The sequence below is a fragment of the Muricoccus nepalensis genome, assembly GCF_006438825.1.
GTDB lineage: Bacteria > Pseudomonadota > Alphaproteobacteria > Acetobacterales > Acetobacteraceae > Roseomonas > Roseomonas nepalensis.
Genome location: NZ_RCZP01000006.1, coordinates 73,267 through 89,097, shown reverse-complemented (window position 1 = coordinate 89,097; position 15,831 = coordinate 73,267). Strand labels below are relative to the sequence as shown.

Here is a 15,831-nt window from a genome sequence, read left to right as displayed (position 1 = left end):
CGCGCCCGGAGGGTCCCTCTCAGCGGTCGAAGCCGACCTCGTCCACGATGCGGCTGGCGAGCGCCCGGCGGGAGGCGACCTCGGGCAGCGAGACCTCGCGCGGGGTGAGCGTGCCGAAGCCGGCCACGATGGGGTTCACCGGCGTGCCCGGGCGCACCGGGTTCTCGAAGTTGGCGTCGGCGTACATCGACTGGGCCTCGGCGGAGGCGAGGAACTCGAGGAAGCGCACGGCCTCGGCCCGGTTGGGGGCGTGGCGGGTGACGGCGCCGCCCGAGATGTTCACGGCCGTCTCGGCCTGGGGAAGGATCACGCGCACCGCCTCGCCCCAGCGCTTCTGCTCCTCGCCGCCCTGCCCGGAGAGCATGAGGCCGGCGTAGTAGGTGTTGGCGAGGCCGACGTCGCAGAGGCCGGCCAGGATGTCGCGGGCCACCTCGCGGTCGCCGCCCGTGGCCCGGCGGGCGAGGTTGGCGTGCAGCTTCGTCAGGTAGTCGCGCAGCCAGGCCTCGCCATGGTGGATCATCAGGATCGAGAAGAGGGCGGTGTTGTAGGGGTGCTGGCCCGAGCGGATGCAGACCCGGCCCTTGAAGCGGGGGTCCGCCAGGTCCTCGTAGGTGAGCTTCGCGGCCTCGGCCTCGGGGATACGCTCGCGGGAGGCGTAGATGGCCCGCGCCCGGGTGGAGAGGGCGAACCAGCGGCCCTGGGGGTCGCGCAGCGGGGCGGGGATGGCGGATTCGAGCGCCTGGGACCGCACGGGCTGGGTGAGGTTGCGGTCCACCAGCTCCATGAGGTTGCCCACGTCGACCACCATGGCGACGTCGGCGCGGGACCGGCTGCCCTCGGCCGCCAGGCGCTCGGCGAGGCCGCCCTGGACGAAGACGGTGTTCACCTTCACCCCCGTCTCCTGGGTGAAGCGGTCGGTGAGCGGGCGCATGAGGCCGGGCTCGCGGGTCGTGTAGAGGTTCACCTCCGCCGCCCGGGCCGCGGAGGGGGCCAGCAGCGCCGAGAGGAGCGGGAGGGCGAGGAGGAGGGCGGCGCGCGGGCGGATCATGGGGCTGGCCTCGGCAGGGGGGACAGGCGGGCTCGGATGAACGGCGCGCAATCTGTCGCGGCGGGGCCGCGCCGGCAAGAGGTGAGAATGATTATTAATGCGGCAAGGCCGCGCGCCCCGCTTTCACCCCTGCATGACGACCAGCCCGACCACCCCGCCCGCGAGCAGCGTCCAGATCGGCGAGAGGTTCGAGCGCCAGACGAAGAGGGCCGAGGCGGCGGTGATGACCACCGCGGCGGCCACCTCCGTCCCCGTGCCGCGCGCCGCGGCGGCGCCGGTGACGAGGCCGGTGGCGAGGATCAGCCCGATGGCCACCGGCACCAGCCCGGCCCGGAGCGCGGCCATGCGCGCGTCGTGCGCCACGCGCTGGGTGAGCATGGCCACCGCCCAGGCGAGGATGAAGGTGGGGCCGAGGAAGCCGACGAGGCTGGCCGCCAGCCCCTGCCAGCCCGCGACGTGCCAGCCGATGACCGCGACGAAGAGCACGTTCGGCCCGGGGGCCGCCGAGGCCAGCGCGTAGCCCTGGGAGAAGGCGGCGTCGGTCATCCAGTGGCGTAGCTCCACCACCTCCTGGTGCATCGAGGGCACGGCGGCGTTGGCGCCGCCTACGGCCACGAGGGAGAGCTTGAGGAAGAAGAGGAAGAGGTCCCAGGCGACGGGGCTCATAGGCGCCTCCCCGCGCCGCGCCGGCCGCGCCAGACGACGGCCGCGATGGAGATCGGGCCGAGGACGAGGACGATGACCGGCAGCGGCACGCGCAGCCAGGCGGCGGCCGCGGTGGAGGCGAGGCCGATCGCGATCAGCTCGGGCGGGGGCTTCAGGCGGCCGGTCATGCGCAGGCCGTTGCCGATCACCATCCCGGCCGCCGCGCAGGCCAGGCCGTGCATGAAGGCCGCGACCTCCGGGATGTCAGCGAATTCCTGCCAGAGGAGGACGAGCGACATGAGGACGATGAGCGGGAAGAGGTAGAGGCCCCCGGTCGCCGCGAAGGAGCCGGGCAGGCCCGCGAAGCGGCGGCCGATCATGACGGCGGCGTTGCCCACGTTCGGGCCGGGCAGCACCTGGCCGAGGCCGAGCACCTCCGCGTAGTCGCGCTCGGTCATCCAGCGGCGCTCCTCGACCAGGGCGCGGCGGACCCAGACCTGGGCGCCGCCGAAGCCCATCAGCCCCGCCTTGGCGAAGGCGACGAAGAGGGGGCCGGGGCCGGGCGGGGGGTTGAGGGGGAGGTCGGCGTCGGGAGCGGGAGGCTTGGGCACGGCCGCAGGGTCATCCCCCCGCCCGGCGCGGGCAAGGGGGTGGCGCGCTTATCGCGGGGCGGCGGCGCGGGAGAGGCGGTCGTTGATCGCCTCGCCGAGGCCCTCCGCCGGCACGGGCATGGCGGCGATGCCCGCGGCGCCGCGGCGCGCGCCCTCGGCGTCGAGCCAGCGGAGGCCGGAGAAGAGGCGGGAGGCGGCCTCGGCGAGGTCGCCGGACTCGGAGAGGTTCCAGGCGAGCGCCGCGCCGGGGATGGGCGTGCCGAAGGCGAGCAGCGCCTCGGCGGGGCCGAGCGAGGTGGCGCCGAGGCGCACCGGCAGGGCGGGGGCGTAGTGGGAGAGCATCATGCCGGGCGAGCGCAGCGTGCGCGTCGCCTCCGCGGCCTCGATCGGGATGGTGCGGCCGACGGGGCCGATGACCGCCTCGATCTCGGCCGCCGGAACGCCGCCCGGGCGCAGCAGCACGGCGCCGGGGCCGGTGAGGTCGAGCACCGTGCTCTCCACCCCCACCGCGCAGGGGCCGCCGTCGAGCACCGCGGCGATGCGGCCCGAGAGCCCGTCTAGGACGTGCTCCGCCGTGGTGGGGGAGACGCCGCCGGAGCGGTTGGCGGAGGGGGCGGCGACGGGCACGCCGGCCGCCCGCAGCAGCGCCAGCGCCAGGGGGTGGCCGGGCACCCGCACCGCCAGGGTGTCGAGCCCGGCGCCCGCCAGCAGGTCCACGCGGCTGGTGCGGCGGCGGGGCAGGACGAGGGTGAGCGGGCCCGGCCAGAAGCGGGCGGCCAGGGCCTCGGCGCGGGCGTCGGGCACCACCTCGGCGAAGGCGGCGGCGGCCTCGGGCAGGTGGAGGATCAGCGGGTTGAAGTGGGGGCGGCCCTTGGCCTCGAAGATGGCGGCCACCGCCCGGCCGTTCCGCGCGTCGGCGCCGAGGCCGTAGACGGTCTCGGTGGGGAAGGCGACGAGCGCGCCGTCCCGCAGCAGGGCGGCGGCGCGGGGGAGGGCCTCGGGGGCCAGGCGCTCCGTCATGCCGTCGCCGCCCCCTGGGCGAGGAAGGCGCCGTTCTCGAAGCGGGGCTTGCCGTAGCGGAGCGGCGCGCCGTCGAAGCCGGCGACGCGGCCGCCGGCGGCCTCCAGCAGGGCCTGGGGGGCGGCGGTGTCCCATTCCATGGTGCGGCCGAAGCGGGGGTAGAGGTCGCCCGCGCCCTCGGCCAGGCGGCAGAACTTCACGGCGGAGCCGATCTTGATCACCTCGGCGACGCGCCTTCCCTCGAGGAAGCGGTCCAGGCGGGGGTCGTCGGAGTAGTGGCGGGAGGCGAGGATCGTCGCGCCGGCCGCCGGGATGGCGCGGGCGCGGATGGGGCGCTGGCCCGCCGCGTCGCGCTTCCAGGCGAGGCCGCGCGGCGCGATGCCGCCGAAGATTTCCATGGTCGCGGGGATGGCCACGGCGCCGAGATGGGCGCGGCCCTCCACCACCAGCCCGACGTTCACCGCGAAGCTGTCGTGCCCGGCCGCGAATTCCCGCGTGCCGTCGAGCGGGTCCACGAGCCAGGTGCGGGGGGCCAGCGCGGTGAGGATGCCGGCCTCCACCTCCTCCTCCGCGACCACGGGGATGTCCGGGGTGGCGGCGCGCAGGCCTTCCACGATCAGCGCCTCGGCGATGCGGTCGGCCTCCGTGACCGGGGAGGCGTCGCTCTTGCGCTCCACCGCGAAGCCGGCGGCGCGGATGGCGTTGATGGCGTGGGCGGCGCGCTCGGCGAGCGTGGCCGCCAGGGCGAGCAGGTCTTCGTCGGTCATGGGGTGGGCATAGCGCGGGCGGGGGGTGGAGGGCAGTCCCGGCCTTGCCGCGGCGGCAGGCACGGGGCGGTTGCCGCGGCGCGCGGGCGCGGCCCATGATCCGGCCAAGCAATAGACCTGGAGGAACCGACCTTGCGCCTTCCCATCGCCTGCGGGGGCTTCGCCCTCGCCTTCGCCGCCGGTCTCTTCGCGGCCGACGCCGTGCCGCATGCCTGGGCTCAAGCCACCACGGCCGCGCGCCCGGCCATGACGCCGGGGATCGTCAACGTCATGACCATGACGGAGGACGAGATCGGGCCGATGCGGGCGGGCGCCGACATCCGCTCCCGCACGCTGGTGGATTCCGAGCACGGCACGATCGCCCTGCAGAGCGGCAACGTGATGAAGCACTTCCACGCGGACGCCGACGAGATCCAGCTCATCCTCGACGGCACCGGCTCCTTCTGGCTCGGGGATCGGGAGGTGCAGGTGAAGCCCGGGGACCTCGTGATCATCCCCCGCCGCACCGCGCACGCGGGGTCGCGCGCGACGACCGGGCGGTTCCGGGCGATGGCGATCAAGCTGCCGCCGCAGCGGGCGGACGACGTGCACCCGGTGCCCTGAGCCCCGGGCGACGCCCCGTTCCGCATCACGCCTGCGTGGGCGGGGCCCCTGCCACGCCGGGGCCGCGATCCCGCCGCGATCCGGACAGCGGCGCGGCGCGTTCTCCCCCTATCGGAGACGCGGGCGGCCCCCGCCGCCGTTGCCGAGAGGAGGCCCCCCATGACCACCCGTTCCCGCCTGCTGCGCGCGCTCACCCTCGTGGTTGCCGGCGCCTCGCTGGCCGGCTGCGTCGCCTACCCGGCGGCGCCCTACTACGGCGGGGGCTACGGCTACGCCGCGCCGTCCTACCGCGCCTACTCCTACGCCGCGCCGGTCTATGGCCGGGGCTACGGCTACGGCGGCTATGGCTACGGCCATGGCGGCTACGGCTACGGGCGCGGCTGGCGCTGAGGCGCGGCGGGCCCCTCCCCCGGCGGGAGGGGCCGCGGCCCGCTCAGGGCGCCGGCGCGAAGACGCGGAGGCGGTGGCCGTCGGGGTCGAGGGCGACGAAGCTTCGGCCGAAGTCGAGGTCGACCGGCGGCTGGGCGATGGCCAGGCCGCGGGCCGACCAGTCGGCGTGGACGGCGTCGACGTCCGGCACGGTGAAGGCGAGCTCGGTCGCCCCTGGCGCGGCGCCGGGCGCGGGCGTGACCGTGTGGCGCGACCAGAGGCCGAGCCCGGCGCCCGAGGGCATGGTGAACATCGCGAAGGTGGGCGAGGCCTCGACGGGGCCGCGGCCGAGCAGGCCCTCGTAGAAGGCGGCGCTGGCGGCCGGGCTGTCCACGAGGAGGAGGACGAGGCTGAGGTCGGGTGTGGGGTGGGTCATCGGCGTGTCTCCGTTGGCCCGGCCCTTCTGCCCCCTCCCCGTGTCAGTTCCTGTCAGGAGCCTTCGATCCGCTGCGACGCCCGCCAGTCCGCCAGCAGCACGCGGCGCCGCCGCGGGGCGCGGCCGCCGGCGGGCTCGGCGCTGGCGATGCGGTCGAGGCGGAAGTGGCGGAAGTCCCCGCGCGTCTCGCACCAGGCGACGAGGACCTCCGTCGCCTCGAAGAAGCCGACCGCGACGGGCCAGACGACCCGCTCCGTCGCCGCGCCGGCCTTGTCGCGGTAGCACAGGCGGAGGCGCGCCTCGGCCGCGAGGGCGCGGCGGATGGTGGCGAGGTGGGGGGTGGGGGTGCCCGGGGTCGTGACGGGACCGGCGAGCAGGCCGCTCGCCTCGGCGGCCTCGGCCGCCTCGGGCGGCAGCACCGCCTCGATCTTGGCGAGGGCGTCGCGCGCCGCGGCCTCCAGCTCCGCGTCGCCGCGGCGGGCGACGAGGCGCAGGCCGAGGATGAGGGCGTCCACCTCGTCCGCGGTGAAGGCCAGGGGCGGCAGGAAGAAGCCGCGGCGCAGAACGTAGCCGATCCCCGCCTCCCCCTCGATCGGCGCGCCCTGGGCCACGAGGGTCGCGACGTCGCGGTAGAGGGTGCGCGGGGAGACGCCGAGCTCCCCGGCCAGGACGGCGGCGGTGACGGGCCGCCGGCGCCGGCGGAGCGCCTGGAGGAGGTCGAGCAGGCGGGCGGAGCGGGACAGGCGGGTCTCCCCTGGTGGCGCCCCCGCGGCTAGCGCGAAGCCCGGGCCGCGCCAAGCGGGCCCCGTGACGGAACGATGAAAGAGAGGGCGCGGCGCGGGGGCGCCCGGGGGGCGGCGTGGCACATTGCCCGGCGGGTGCTATCTCTGCGGCGACAGACCCGGGAACCCCCATGCTCGACATCGCCTTCGCCAAAGCCTCCCTGCCCGAGAGCGGCGCCCTCGTCCTGCCGCTGGCCGAGGAGGACCTCGGCGGCGCGCTGATGGGGGAGTGGGACCGGCTGCTGGGCGGCAGCCTGGCCCGCGGCGTGGCGGCGGCGGAGTTCAAGGGGCGCAAGGGCCAGTCCACGACCCTCTACGCGCCCGGCGGCGGGCTCTCGCGCCTCGTGCTGGTCGGCCTCGGCAAGCGCGAGTCGCTGGACGCGGCGGCGGCCGAGGCGGCGGGCGGGAACGCCGTCGCCGCGCTCGGCAAGGAGGCGGTGGCCTCGGTGGACGCGCGGGCCATCGGCGGCTGGGCGGGGGCGCCGGCGGACTTGGCGCTGGGCGCCGCGCTGCGCGCCTGGCGCTTCGACCGCTACCGCACGACGGAGAAGCCCGAGGACAAGCCGCGGCTGACCGGCATCAAGGTGCTCTGCGAGGACCCGCAGGCGGCGAAGGGCGAGTGGGCGAGCCGCCGCGCCATCGCGGACGGCGTGTTCCTCACGCGCGAGCTGGTGAGCGAGCCCGCCAACATCCTCAACCCGCCCGAGTTCGCGGACCGGTTGCGCAAGCTCGAGAAGCTCGGCGTGGAGGTGGAGGTCTTCGGGCAGAAGGACCTCGAGAAGCTCGGCTTCGGCTCGATGCTCTGCGTCTCCCAGGGTTCGGCGCAGCCGCCGCGCATGGTGGTGATGCGCTGGAACGGCACGGATTCGAAGAAGAAGGACAGCCAGCCGATCGCCTTCATCGGCAAGGGCGTGACCTTCGACACCGGCGGCATCTCCATCAAGCCCGCGGGCGGCATGGAGGACATGAAGTGGGACATGGCCGGCGCTGGCACGGTGGCCGGGCTGATGATGGCGCTGGCCGGCCGCAAGGCGAAGGTGGACGTGGTCGGGCTGGTGGGCCTCGTCGAGAACATGCCGTCGGGCACCGCGGTGCGGCCGGGCGACGTCGTCACCTCCTATTCCGGGCAGACGATCGAGGTGATCAACACCGACGCCGAGGGGCGGCTGGTGCTGGCGGACGTGCTCTCCTACTGCAAGAAGCGCTTCGACCCCGCCTTCATGGTGAACCTGGCGACGCTGACCGGCGCCATCATCGTGGCGCTGGGCAACGAGCACGCGGGGCTCTTCTCGAACGACGACGGGCTGGCGGCGCGCCTGCAGGCCGCCGGGAAGTCGGTCGGCGAGCTCGCCTGGCGGATGCCGCTCGGCGAGGCCTATGACCGCGCCATCAAGTCCGACATCGCCGACATGAAGAACGTGGGCGGCGGGCGCGCGGGCGGCTCGATCACGGCGGCGCAGTTCCTCCAGCGCTTCGTGGACGGCTGCCCCTGGGCGCATCTCGACATCGCCGGCGTCGCCTGGGGCTCCAAGGACCAGCCGACCGTGCCCAAGGGCGCGACCGCCTGGGGCGTGCGGCTGCTGGACCGCCTCGTCGCCGAGCACCACGAGGGCCGCAGCCCCGTGGCGGTGCCGGCCGTGGAGCCGGAGGCGGCGGTGAGCGGCGTGGGCAGCGAGTCCCCGGCGATGCTGGCGGAGGGGGGCGCCTCTTCGGACGCCTCCATCGCGGCGCCGGAGCCGGTGGCGCCCGCCCCGGCCCCGCGCCCCTCGACCCGCCGCGCCCGGCGCTAGCGCGCGGGCGTGCTGAGGCTCCGCCTCACCGAGCTGCCGCGGGGGCGCCACCCGCTCGCCTTCCCGGCCCTGCCGGAGGAGGCGCTGCCGGCCGCCTACGCGCCGCTGGCCGCCGTCGCCCGCTTCGGGGCGGCGGAGGGGGAGGTGCTGCGCCTCGACGGCGCGCTCGGGCGGCGGACGGCCTGGCTGGTCGGCGGGGGCGCGCCGCGGCCGCTGCGGATGGAGGTGGCGGGGGCGCTCGCCGTCGAGGCCCTGTCGGGCGATCCCGAGGACCGGGAGGCGCGGCCAGTGCGGCGTGCGGTGATCGACGCGCGCGGGCTGGACCCCGTTGCCATCGGGCAGCTCGCGATGGGCGCGGGGATGCGCGGGCACCGGCTGCCGGACCTCTCCACGCGCCCGCGGCGCGCGCTGCGGCGGCTGGACCTGCTGGTCGACGACGCGGCGGCCGCGGCGCCGGAACTCGCGCGGGTGGAGGCGGTGCTGCGCGGCGTGGGCCTGGCCCGCGACCTCGCGGCCGAGCCCGCGAACCGGCTGACCCCCACGAGCTTCGCGGAGCGGCTGCTCGGGCTGCGCAAGCACGGCGTCGAGGTTGTGGTGCACGGGCAGGACTGGCTGGAGCGGCACGGCTACGGCGCGCTGCTGGCGGTGGGCCAGGGATCGGCCCGCCCGCCGCGCCTCGTGGTGCTGCGCTGGCCGGGGAGCGGGGGCGGCGCGCCCGTCGCCTTCGTCGGCAAGGGCATCACCTTCGACACCGGGGGCATCTCCATCAAGCCCGCCAAGGGGATGGAGGCGATGAAGGGCGACATGGCCGGGGCCGCCGCCTGCGCGGGGGCGATCCTGGCGCTCGCGCTCCGCCGCAGCCCCGCCCCGGCGGTCGCGGTGCTGGCCATCGCGGAGAACGCGACGGGGGCGGCGAGCTACCGGCCGGGTGACGTGCTGCGCACCGCCTCGGGTCGCACGGTGGAGGTGGTGGACACGGACGCGGAGGGGCGGCTCGTGCTGGCGGACGCGCTGCACCACGCGCGCGGGCTGGGGCCCTCCGCGATCATCGACCTCGCGACGCTGACGGGCAGCATCGTCTCGGCGCTGGGCCATCACCGCGCGGGGCTCTTCGGCAACGACGACGGGCTGCGCGACGCCGCGATGGCGGCGGGCGACGCCGTGGGCGAGCCGCTCTGGCCGATGCCGATCGGCGCGAAGCACCGAAGCGACCTCGACAGCGCGATCGCCGACCTTCGCCACTGCCTGCCGGTGGGCGGCGGGGGGCCGGGCTGGGTCGGGAAGTTCCTGCCCGACGCCTGCCAGGCCGCGGCCTTCCTGCGGGAGTTCGCAGGGGGCGACACTCCCTGGGCGCATCTCGACATCGCCGGGATGGACCTGCGGGAGGAGGGCGTGGAGGGCGGCGCCTATCCCCTGCCCCCGGGGCCGAGTGGCTTCGGCGTGCGGCTGCTGGACCGGCTGGTGGCGGACCGGTTCGAGACATGAGCGAGATCGGCTTCTACCACCTCACCCGGACGGCGCTGGAGGTGGCGCTGCCGCGGCTGCTCGGCCGCGTGCTGGCGACCGGCGGGCGCGCCGTGGTGCGGGTGGGCGGGCCCGAGCGGCTGGCGGCGCTGGACGCGGCCCTCTGGCTCTCCCCCGACCCGGACTGGCTGCCCCACGGCACGCCGGCGACGGGGGATGCCGACCTGCAGCCGATCTGGCTGACCACCGAGGACGAGGCCCCGAACGGCGCCCGGCACCTCTTCCTGGCCGATGGCGCGGAGACGGCGCGGGCCGAGGCCTATGACCGCGTCTTCGATCTCTTCGACGGGAACGACCCCGCGGCGCTTGAGGCCGCGCGCGACCGCTGGCGGCGCGGCAAGGCGGCCGGCCACGCCCTGACCTACTGGCAGCAGGGCCCGTCGGGCTGGGTGAAGCGCGAGTAGGGAGGGGCCGCGGCGCCCGCCGGCGGAGGGTCGCGCGGCCTGCCGCAATCGCGCAGCCGTCACGACCCGCGCCCTTGCTCCCTCCCCCGCGGCCTGCCACATCGGCGCTGCCTTCAGGAGCGACCCCCATGTCCGACGATACCCAGGCCACCGAGACCATGACGGTCGGCGCCCTGATCGCCGAGCTGCAGAAGCTCGACGCCTCCCGCCCCATCGCGCTCGGCATCATGCTCGGCGGCGAGGAGGATGACGGGGACATCGACATCTACGGCATCGACATGATCGAGGAGATGGAGGCTGAGGACGGTTCCCCGGCCTATGTCATCGCCTGCGACCTGCGCGGCTCGGACGACGAGGAGGAGGGCTGACGCCCTTCCCGCGCCGCTAGCTTCCGCCGGGCCACCGCTTCGAGGCGGCGTCCCGGGCTTCGGCGTGCCCGTTCCCGCTTGTGGAATGCATCCATTGGGGGGTGGTCCCGTTTCATCGGGACCCCCACGGACCGGATGCCGCCGATGACCATCTCCACCCGCGCGCACGGGCTGATCGACTACGGCATGGCCGCGCTGCTCGGCGGCCTGGCCGCCTCCCGCGCGCTGCCGCCGCCGGTCTCGCGCCTGCTGGGCGCGGCGGGCGCCTACCACGCGGGCTACGCGGCGCTCACGGACTACGAGGGCGGGCTGACGCCGGCGCTCTCGATGCGCCAGCACCTCGCCCTCGACGCGCTCGGCGGGACAGCGCTCGTCGCGGCGGGGCTGGCCATGGCGCGGCAGTCGGACGCGACGCGCGCGCTGCTCGTCGGCATTGGGATCACGGAGCTGGTGGTGACGGCGCTCAGCAGCGCCTCGCCGCGCCAGGGACCGGGCCAGGGATCGGGGCCGGTGGGACGGCTGCTCGGTCCGGGGAGCGCGGCGCGGGGCCACGCCCACGCGCATTCCCATAATGGGGCCGCCTACCCGCCGCTCGACGTGCCCAAGCCCGTGGCGGAGGGCGTCTTCCTCGTGGACAGCGCGCTTGAGAACGCGCTCGGCGCGGTGATCGGCACGCGGATGACGGTGATCCGGCTGCCCGACGGCGGGCTGCTGCTGCACTCGCCGACGCGCTTCTCCATCGCGCTGAAGACGGCGCTGGAGGCGATCGGGCCGGTGCGGCACCTCGTCGCGCCCAACCTCGCGCACTGGACCTTCATGAAGGATTGGCAGGACGCCTGCCCGGAGGCGACGACCTGGGCGGCGCCGGGGCTGCGCGGCCGCGGCCAGGTGCGGCGCAGCGGGCTGCGGCTGGACCACGACCTCGGCCCCCTCGCCCCCGCCGCCTGGGGGGAGGCGATCGAGCTCGTGCCCGTGCCGGGCGGGGCGGGCTTCACCGAGATGGCGATGTTCCACCGCCCCTCCGAGACCCTCGTGCTGACGGACCTCGTCATCAACCTCGAGGCCCCGAAGGTGCCGCTGCCGCTGCGGCCGGTTACCTGGGCCTTCGGCGTCCTGGCGCCCGACGGCATGCCGCCGCCTTACCTGCGCGCCGTCATCCGCTGGCGCGAGCGGGAGGCGGCGGGGGCGGCGTCGCGGCTGGTGGCGCTGGCGCCCGTGCGGGTGATCTTCGCCCACGGCCGCTGGTTCGAGCGCGACGGCACCGCGCGGCTGCGCCGCTCGCTCCGCTGGCTGCTGGACTGAGGCGGGCGCGCCTCGCCGGGGGTCAGTGCCCTTCGTCGGGGATGTTGAGGACGACGCCGCAGGCCTTGCAGTGCACCGCGTCCGGCTCGTGCCGCATCAGCCCGCAGGAGGGGCAGTCGTGGCGCACCTTGGAGGGGCGGAACAGCGCCTGGGCGAGGCGCAGGAAGAGGGTCACGCCCGCGAGCATGATGACGACGGAGAGCATGCGCCCCGTCGTGCCCGGCAGGGTGATGTCGCCGAAGCCCGTCGTGGTGAGCGAGGTGATGGTGAAGTAGAGGGCGTCTGCGTAGTTCGCGATGTGCGGGTTCGAGCGGTGCTGCGTCGCGTAGACCATCCCCGTCATGACGAAGATGAAGACGGCGAGGTTGGCCGCGGCCATGACGGCCTCCTCGTTGCGGCGGAAGACCGGCCAGATCTCGCGCAGCCGCTCGAGCACGCGGAAGAGCCGCAGCACCCGCAGGAGGCGGAGCGCGCGCAGGAAGCCGAAGGCCTCGCCGGTCACGGGCGCGAGGAAGGAGGCGATCGCCACCATGTCCACCCAGGTCCAGGGGTTGAGCAGGTCGCGCCGCGGCGCGCGGCTGGCGAAAAGGCGCGCCGCGAGCTCGGCGAGGAGGAGCGCGCCGAGAAGGCCGTCCACCACCTCCAGCCAAGCCTGGCCGTGCGCGAAGGAGGTGGCGATGACGAAGACGAGGATGGCGATGTCCGTCCCGAGCAGCACGTCCCGCGCGCGCCGTGCCCCGGGGGTGTCATCCTCGTAGAGGCTGCGCAGCCGCGCGCGCAGCCGGCGCAGGCGCCCGGCGAGGGGGTGCGGGGGCGCCGAAGGCCCCTTCCCCGCCGCGCCGCCCGGTGCGGGCCGGTCGCCCCCCGCCGTCCGGATCGCCCCTGGCACCGGCATGGCCGCCGCTTCCTCCCGCTTGGGCGCGGAGAGTGGGGCCGGGGCGGCGGCGACCGCAACCGGGGCGGGGCCCGGGAGCGGGGTCATGGGGACCAGAGGGAGAACTCGGTCCCGAAATCCGTCGTCGCCAGCGCGCCGCAGCGGGCGGCCGGCGCCGCGCAGCCCGGGCCGGGCAGCGCCGCGATGCGCTCGTCGCGGAGCGCGAGGACGAGCGGCACGGCGGGGTCGGACATCTTCGCGTAGGTGAGGGCGACGCGGAAGCGGATGGAGTCGTAGCGGGCGGGGTCGGCGTAGAAGACGAGGTCGCGCGAGACGGCCTCGCCGGGGTTGAGGCCGGAGGGGTCGCCGGTCGCGCCGTCGAAGAGCACGCCGTGGCGGAGCAGGACCTCCTCCCCCTCCTCCGCGTAGTCGCGCGCCTGGGCGACGGGCTCGCCCGCCGGCAGCGCCGATGGGAGCGCGCCCGGCCCCCCGAAGCGCACCCGCACGCCCGTGACGTTGTAGGTGAGGCCGAGGACGCGCACCTCCGCCTGACCCACGTTGCGGCGCGTGACGGTGGAGCGGATGGCGACGAGGCCGTCCTTGCGGCCGACGCGCTCCAGCGCGCTCGTGACGGAGACGCTCGGCGGCGCGAGGCCCGGGGCGATCCGGGCCTCGTAGACGAAGGTGTAGACGCCCCAGGCCCCGGCCGCGAGGATGGCGAGGGTCTGCACGACGTTGTTCACCGCCTCCGCGCTGACGCGCGGCCCCTCGTCCCGCGGGCGGGCGTCATCGGCCATCGGGCGTTTCCCTCATGACCGGCTTAACCGGCGGGGCGGCCCCGGGTTGTCCGTGCGGCGCCCGCGCTCAGGTGCGGCCGAACATCCGCGCGAGGTCCCCGGCGCCGAGGCGGAGGAAGGTGGGGCGGCCGTGGGAGCAGGTGGCGGCGCGGGGCGTCGCCTCCATCTCGCGCAGGAGTGCGGCCATCTCGGCGGTGTTCAGGCGGCGCCCGGCGCGCACGCTGCCGTGGCAGGCGAGGCGCGCGACGGCGGCGTCGAGCCGCCGCTCCAGCGCCGTGCTCTCCTCCCATTCTGATAGTTCCGCGGCGATGTCGGCCAGGATCGGGCCGGGCTCGGGGGTGCCGAGCAGGGCCGGCAGGGCGCGGACGAGAATGGCGCCGGGGCCGAAGGGCTCGATCTCGAGTCCGAGGCGGGCGAGGTCCTCGGCCCGGCCGGCGAGCCGCAGCGCGTCGGCGGCCGGCATGTCCACCACCGCCGGCAGGAGCAGGGGCTGCGCGCGCACGCCGCCCGCGACGAGCTGGGCCGCGAGGCGCTCGTGCGTCAGCCGCTCGTGCGCCGCGTGCTGGTCCACGAGGACGAGGGCGCCGTCCGGGGCCTCGGCGAGGACGTAGGTGTCGAGGAGCTGCGCGAGCGGGCGGCCGAGGGGGCCTTCCTCGGCCGCGCCGGGGTCGCGCGGCGGGGCCTCGGCGGGCACGGAGAGGGCGCCGGGCGGCAGGGCGAAGCGCGCCTGCACCGGCGGCGGGGGGAAGGGCGGCGCGAAGGCGAAGGCGGCGCCGGCGGGCTCGGCGAAGCCGGGGGCGCGGGCGGGGCCCTCCGTGGCCTCGGACCAGGCGGTGCCCGACGCTTCCTCCCGCGGCCGGCCGGCGAGGCTGGGCCAGGCGGGGTCGGGCGCGGCGGCGTCCTCCGCCCCGCGGGCGGCGCCGAGGGCGGCGTCCCAGCCGGTGCGCGCCATGCCCACGCCCGCCCCGGTGCCCAGCGCCCGGCGGAGGGAGGCGATCATCGCGCCCCGCACCCCCGCGGCGTCGCGGAAGCGGAGCTCGGTCTTCATGGGGTGGACGTTCACGTCCACCGCCTCGGGCGGGATCTCGAGGAAGAGGGCGGCGACGGGGTGGCGGCCGACGGCGAGGACGTCGCGGTAGGCGACGCGGAGGGCCGCGCGCAGCAGGGGGTCGCGCACGGGGCGGCGGTTGACGACGAGGTGCTGCTCGGCCGCCGTCGCGCGGTGGTGGGTGGGCAGGCCCGCCAGCCCCTCCAGCCGGAGGTCCGGCCAGCTTCCCTCCACCGGCACGGCGGCGGCGGCGAAGTCGCGGCCGAGCAGGGCGCCGGCGCGGGCCGCGCGGTCGGCGGGGGGGAGGTCGAGGGCGGTGCGGCCGTCGACCGTGACGCGGAAGCCGACCTCGGGCCAGGCGAAGGCGAGGCGGCGCACGGCCTCGACGGCGTGGGCGGCCTCAGTGCCGGGGGTCTTCAGGAACTTGCGGCGGGCGGGGGTGGCGAAGAAGAGGTCGCGCACCTCCACCCGCGTGCCGGGCGGGGCGGCCGCGGGCGTCACCTCGCCGACGCGCCCGGCCTCCACCGCGATGGCGTGGGCCTCGCCGTCGCGCGGGCGGGTGGTGATGGCGAGGCGGGAGACGGCGCCGATGGAGGGCAGCGCCTCGCCGCGGAAGCCGAGGGTCGCGATGCGGAACAGCGTCGCCTCGTCCGGCAGCTTGGAGGTGGCGTGGCGCTCGATGCAGAGGGCGAGGTCGGCGGGGAGCATGCCCGCGCCGTCGTCCTCCACGAGGATGCGGTCGGTGCCGCCGCCCTCGAGCGTGACGCGGACGCGGCGCGCGCCGGCGTCGAGCGCGTTCTCCACCAGCTCCTTCACGGCGGCGGCGGGGCGCTCCACCACCTCGCCGGCGGCGATGCGGTCGGCGGTGGTGGGGGGGAGGCGGCGAATGGCCGGGGCGGCTGCCAGGAGGGAGGTGGGGCTCACGATGCCAGGGATGGAGCTTCCGTGGCGCCGGGGCAAGGATTGACGGAGGATTGGCGCGGGCCGGTTAGGAAAGCGTGAGCGGCGCCTCGCCAGGTGCGGCGCGCTCGGCTATCGGGGCCGCGATGCGACCCTCCCGCCGCACCCTCGCGCGCCTGCTCGCCGGGCTGCTGCTCCTGCAATGGGCGGCGGCGGTGCTGCCGCAGGCGCGCGCGCTCGGGATGCTCGGCCGCGCCGTGGCGGTGGAGCTGTGCAGCCCGGACGGCGCGCGGACCGTCCTGCTGGACGAGGAGGGGCGGCCGGTCGAGCCCGGCCACGCCGCCGCCTGCTGCGACCTCTGCCAGGGGCCGGCGGCGATCGCGGCCGAGGCGCCGCGGGCGCCGGCCCTGCGCGTCGCGCCCGCGGCGGCGGCGCCTCCCCGGGGGCGCGCCGGGCTGCCGCCCCTGCCCGCCCGCGCGCCACCCCAGCAGCCGAGAGCCCCGCCCGCCGCCTGACCGCGTTCCGGCCGGCTCCCGCCCGGGG

Annotated in this window: 18 protein-coding genes; 8 read left to right on the top strand and 10 right to left on the bottom strand. The window is 76.5% G+C overall.

Translation table 11 applies throughout. The features are described 5' to 3' along the window. Positions 1 to 19 precede the first annotated feature (19 nt). The 5 genes from EAH89_RS09075 to cysQ form a co-directional block, all read right to left on the bottom strand. Positions 20 to 1,048: an extracellular solute-binding protein gene (locus EAH89_RS09075; RefSeq protein WP_140882485.1), complete on the bottom strand. Its 1,029-nt coding sequence runs from the start codon at positions 1,046 to 1,048 to the stop codon at positions 20 to 22. A gap of 123 nt (positions 1,049 to 1,171) precedes the next feature. Further along, positions 1,172 to 1,714, bottom strand: coding sequence for a chromate transporter (locus EAH89_RS09070; protein ID WP_140882484.1), 543 nt, complete (start codon positions 1,712 to 1,714; stop codon positions 1,172 to 1,174). Then, on the bottom strand, positions 1,711 to 2,304 hold the full coding sequence (locus EAH89_RS09065; RefSeq protein ID WP_140882483.1) for a chromate transporter: 594 nt from the start codon (positions 2,302 to 2,304) through the stop codon (positions 1,711 to 1,713). Before EAH89_RS09065 ends, EAH89_RS09070 begins: the two co-directional genes overlap by 4 nt. Positions 2,305 to 2,352: 48 nt before the next feature. Beyond that, on the bottom strand, positions 2,353 to 3,324 hold the full coding sequence (locus EAH89_RS09060) for an L-threonylcarbamoyladenylate synthase (protein ID WP_140882482.1): 972 nt from the start codon (positions 3,322 to 3,324) through the stop codon (positions 2,353 to 2,355). Beyond that, positions 3,321 to 4,091, bottom strand: coding sequence for a 3'(2'),5'-bisphosphate nucleotidase CysQ (gene cysQ / locus EAH89_RS09055; RefSeq protein WP_140882481.1), 771 nt, complete (start codon positions 4,089 to 4,091; stop codon positions 3,321 to 3,323). Before cysQ ends, EAH89_RS09060 begins: the two co-directional genes overlap by 4 nt. Positions 4,092 to 4,223: 132 nt before the next feature. Between cysQ and EAH89_RS09050 the strand changes: the two genes are divergently transcribed. Further along, complete coding sequence (locus EAH89_RS09050) at positions 4,224 to 4,694, top strand: cupin domain-containing protein (protein WP_140882480.1); 471 nt, start codon at positions 4,224 to 4,226, stop codon at positions 4,692 to 4,694. Positions 4,695 to 4,853: 159 nt separating this feature from the next. Next, the gene (locus EAH89_RS09045; protein WP_140882479.1) at positions 4,854 to 5,084 is read left to right on the top strand and encodes a hypothetical protein; all 231 of its coding nucleotides are present in this window, start codon (positions 4,854 to 4,856) and stop codon (positions 5,082 to 5,084) included. A gap of 43 nt (positions 5,085 to 5,127) precedes the next feature. Here EAH89_RS09045 and EAH89_RS09040 read toward each other — a convergent pair whose 3' ends face one another. Both EAH89_RS09040 and EAH89_RS09035 read right to left on the bottom strand, forming a co-directional pair. Beyond that, on the bottom strand, positions 5,128 to 5,499 hold the full coding sequence (locus tag EAH89_RS09040) for a VOC family protein (RefSeq protein WP_140882478.1): 372 nt from the start codon (positions 5,497 to 5,499) through the stop codon (positions 5,128 to 5,130). Between the two features lie 53 nt (positions 5,500 to 5,552). Then, a complete protein-coding gene (locus EAH89_RS09035; RefSeq protein ID WP_241666923.1) occupies positions 5,553 to 6,365 on the bottom strand; it encodes a helix-turn-helix transcriptional regulator in 813 nt (270 codons plus the stop codon). A gap of 47 nt (positions 6,366 to 6,412) precedes the next feature. On the opposite strand from EAH89_RS09035, the gene EAH89_RS09030 reads away from it, so the two are divergent. The 5 genes from EAH89_RS09030 (at position 6,413) to EAH89_RS09010 (ending at position 11,669) form a co-directional block, all read left to right on the top strand. Then, on the top strand, positions 6,413 to 8,071 hold the full coding sequence (locus EAH89_RS09030) for a leucyl aminopeptidase (protein ID WP_140882477.1): 1,659 nt from the start codon (positions 6,413 to 6,415) through the stop codon (positions 8,069 to 8,071). A gap of 9 nt (positions 8,072 to 8,080) precedes the next feature. Beyond that, positions 8,081 to 9,556: a M17 family metallopeptidase gene (locus EAH89_RS09025; RefSeq protein ID WP_140882476.1), complete on the top strand. Its 1,476-nt coding sequence runs from the start codon at positions 8,081 to 8,083 to the stop codon at positions 9,554 to 9,556. Then, the gene (locus tag EAH89_RS09020) at positions 9,553 to 9,999 is read left to right on the top strand and encodes a DNA polymerase III subunit chi (protein WP_140882475.1); all 447 of its coding nucleotides are present in this window, start codon (positions 9,553 to 9,555) and stop codon (positions 9,997 to 9,999) included. The genes EAH89_RS09025 and EAH89_RS09020 overlap by 4 nt, the downstream gene beginning before the upstream one ends. A gap of 128 nt (positions 10,000 to 10,127) precedes the next feature. Continuing rightward, on the top strand, positions 10,128 to 10,367 hold the full coding sequence (locus EAH89_RS09015) for a hypothetical protein (protein WP_140882474.1): 240 nt from the start codon (positions 10,128 to 10,130) through the stop codon (positions 10,365 to 10,367). Between the two features lie 144 nt (positions 10,368 to 10,511). Continuing rightward, complete coding sequence (locus EAH89_RS09010) at positions 10,512 to 11,669, top strand: DUF4336 domain-containing protein (RefSeq protein WP_206667487.1); 1,158 nt, start codon at positions 10,512 to 10,514, stop codon at positions 11,667 to 11,669. 22 nt (positions 11,670 to 11,691) lie between these two features. Here EAH89_RS09010 and EAH89_RS09005 read toward each other — a convergent pair whose 3' ends face one another. The 3 genes from EAH89_RS09005 to mutL all read right to left on the bottom strand — a co-directional run bounded on the left by EAH89_RS09005 (position 11,692) and on the right by mutL (position 15,312). Continuing rightward, positions 11,692 to 12,564, bottom strand: coding sequence for a potassium channel family protein (locus EAH89_RS09005; RefSeq protein WP_194152313.1), 873 nt, complete (start codon positions 12,562 to 12,564; stop codon positions 11,692 to 11,694). Between the two features lie 83 nt (positions 12,565 to 12,647). Next, positions 12,648 to 13,340, bottom strand: coding sequence for a hypothetical protein (locus EAH89_RS09000; RefSeq protein WP_140882473.1), 693 nt, complete (start codon positions 13,338 to 13,340; stop codon positions 12,648 to 12,650). A 67-nt stretch (positions 13,341 to 13,407) separates the two neighbouring features. Next, on the bottom strand, positions 13,408 to 15,312 hold the full coding sequence (gene mutL, locus EAH89_RS08995) for a DNA mismatch repair endonuclease MutL (protein WP_140882472.1): 1,905 nt from the start codon (positions 15,310 to 15,312) through the stop codon (positions 13,408 to 13,410). A gap of 74 nt (positions 15,313 to 15,386) precedes the next feature. On the opposite strand from mutL, the gene EAH89_RS08990 reads away from it, so the two are divergent. Beyond that, positions 15,387 to 15,803, top strand: a complete 417-nt coding sequence (locus EAH89_RS08990) for a DUF2946 family protein (protein WP_140882471.1) — start codon at positions 15,387 to 15,389, stop codon at positions 15,801 to 15,803. Positions 15,804 to 15,831: the final 28 nt, after the last annotated feature.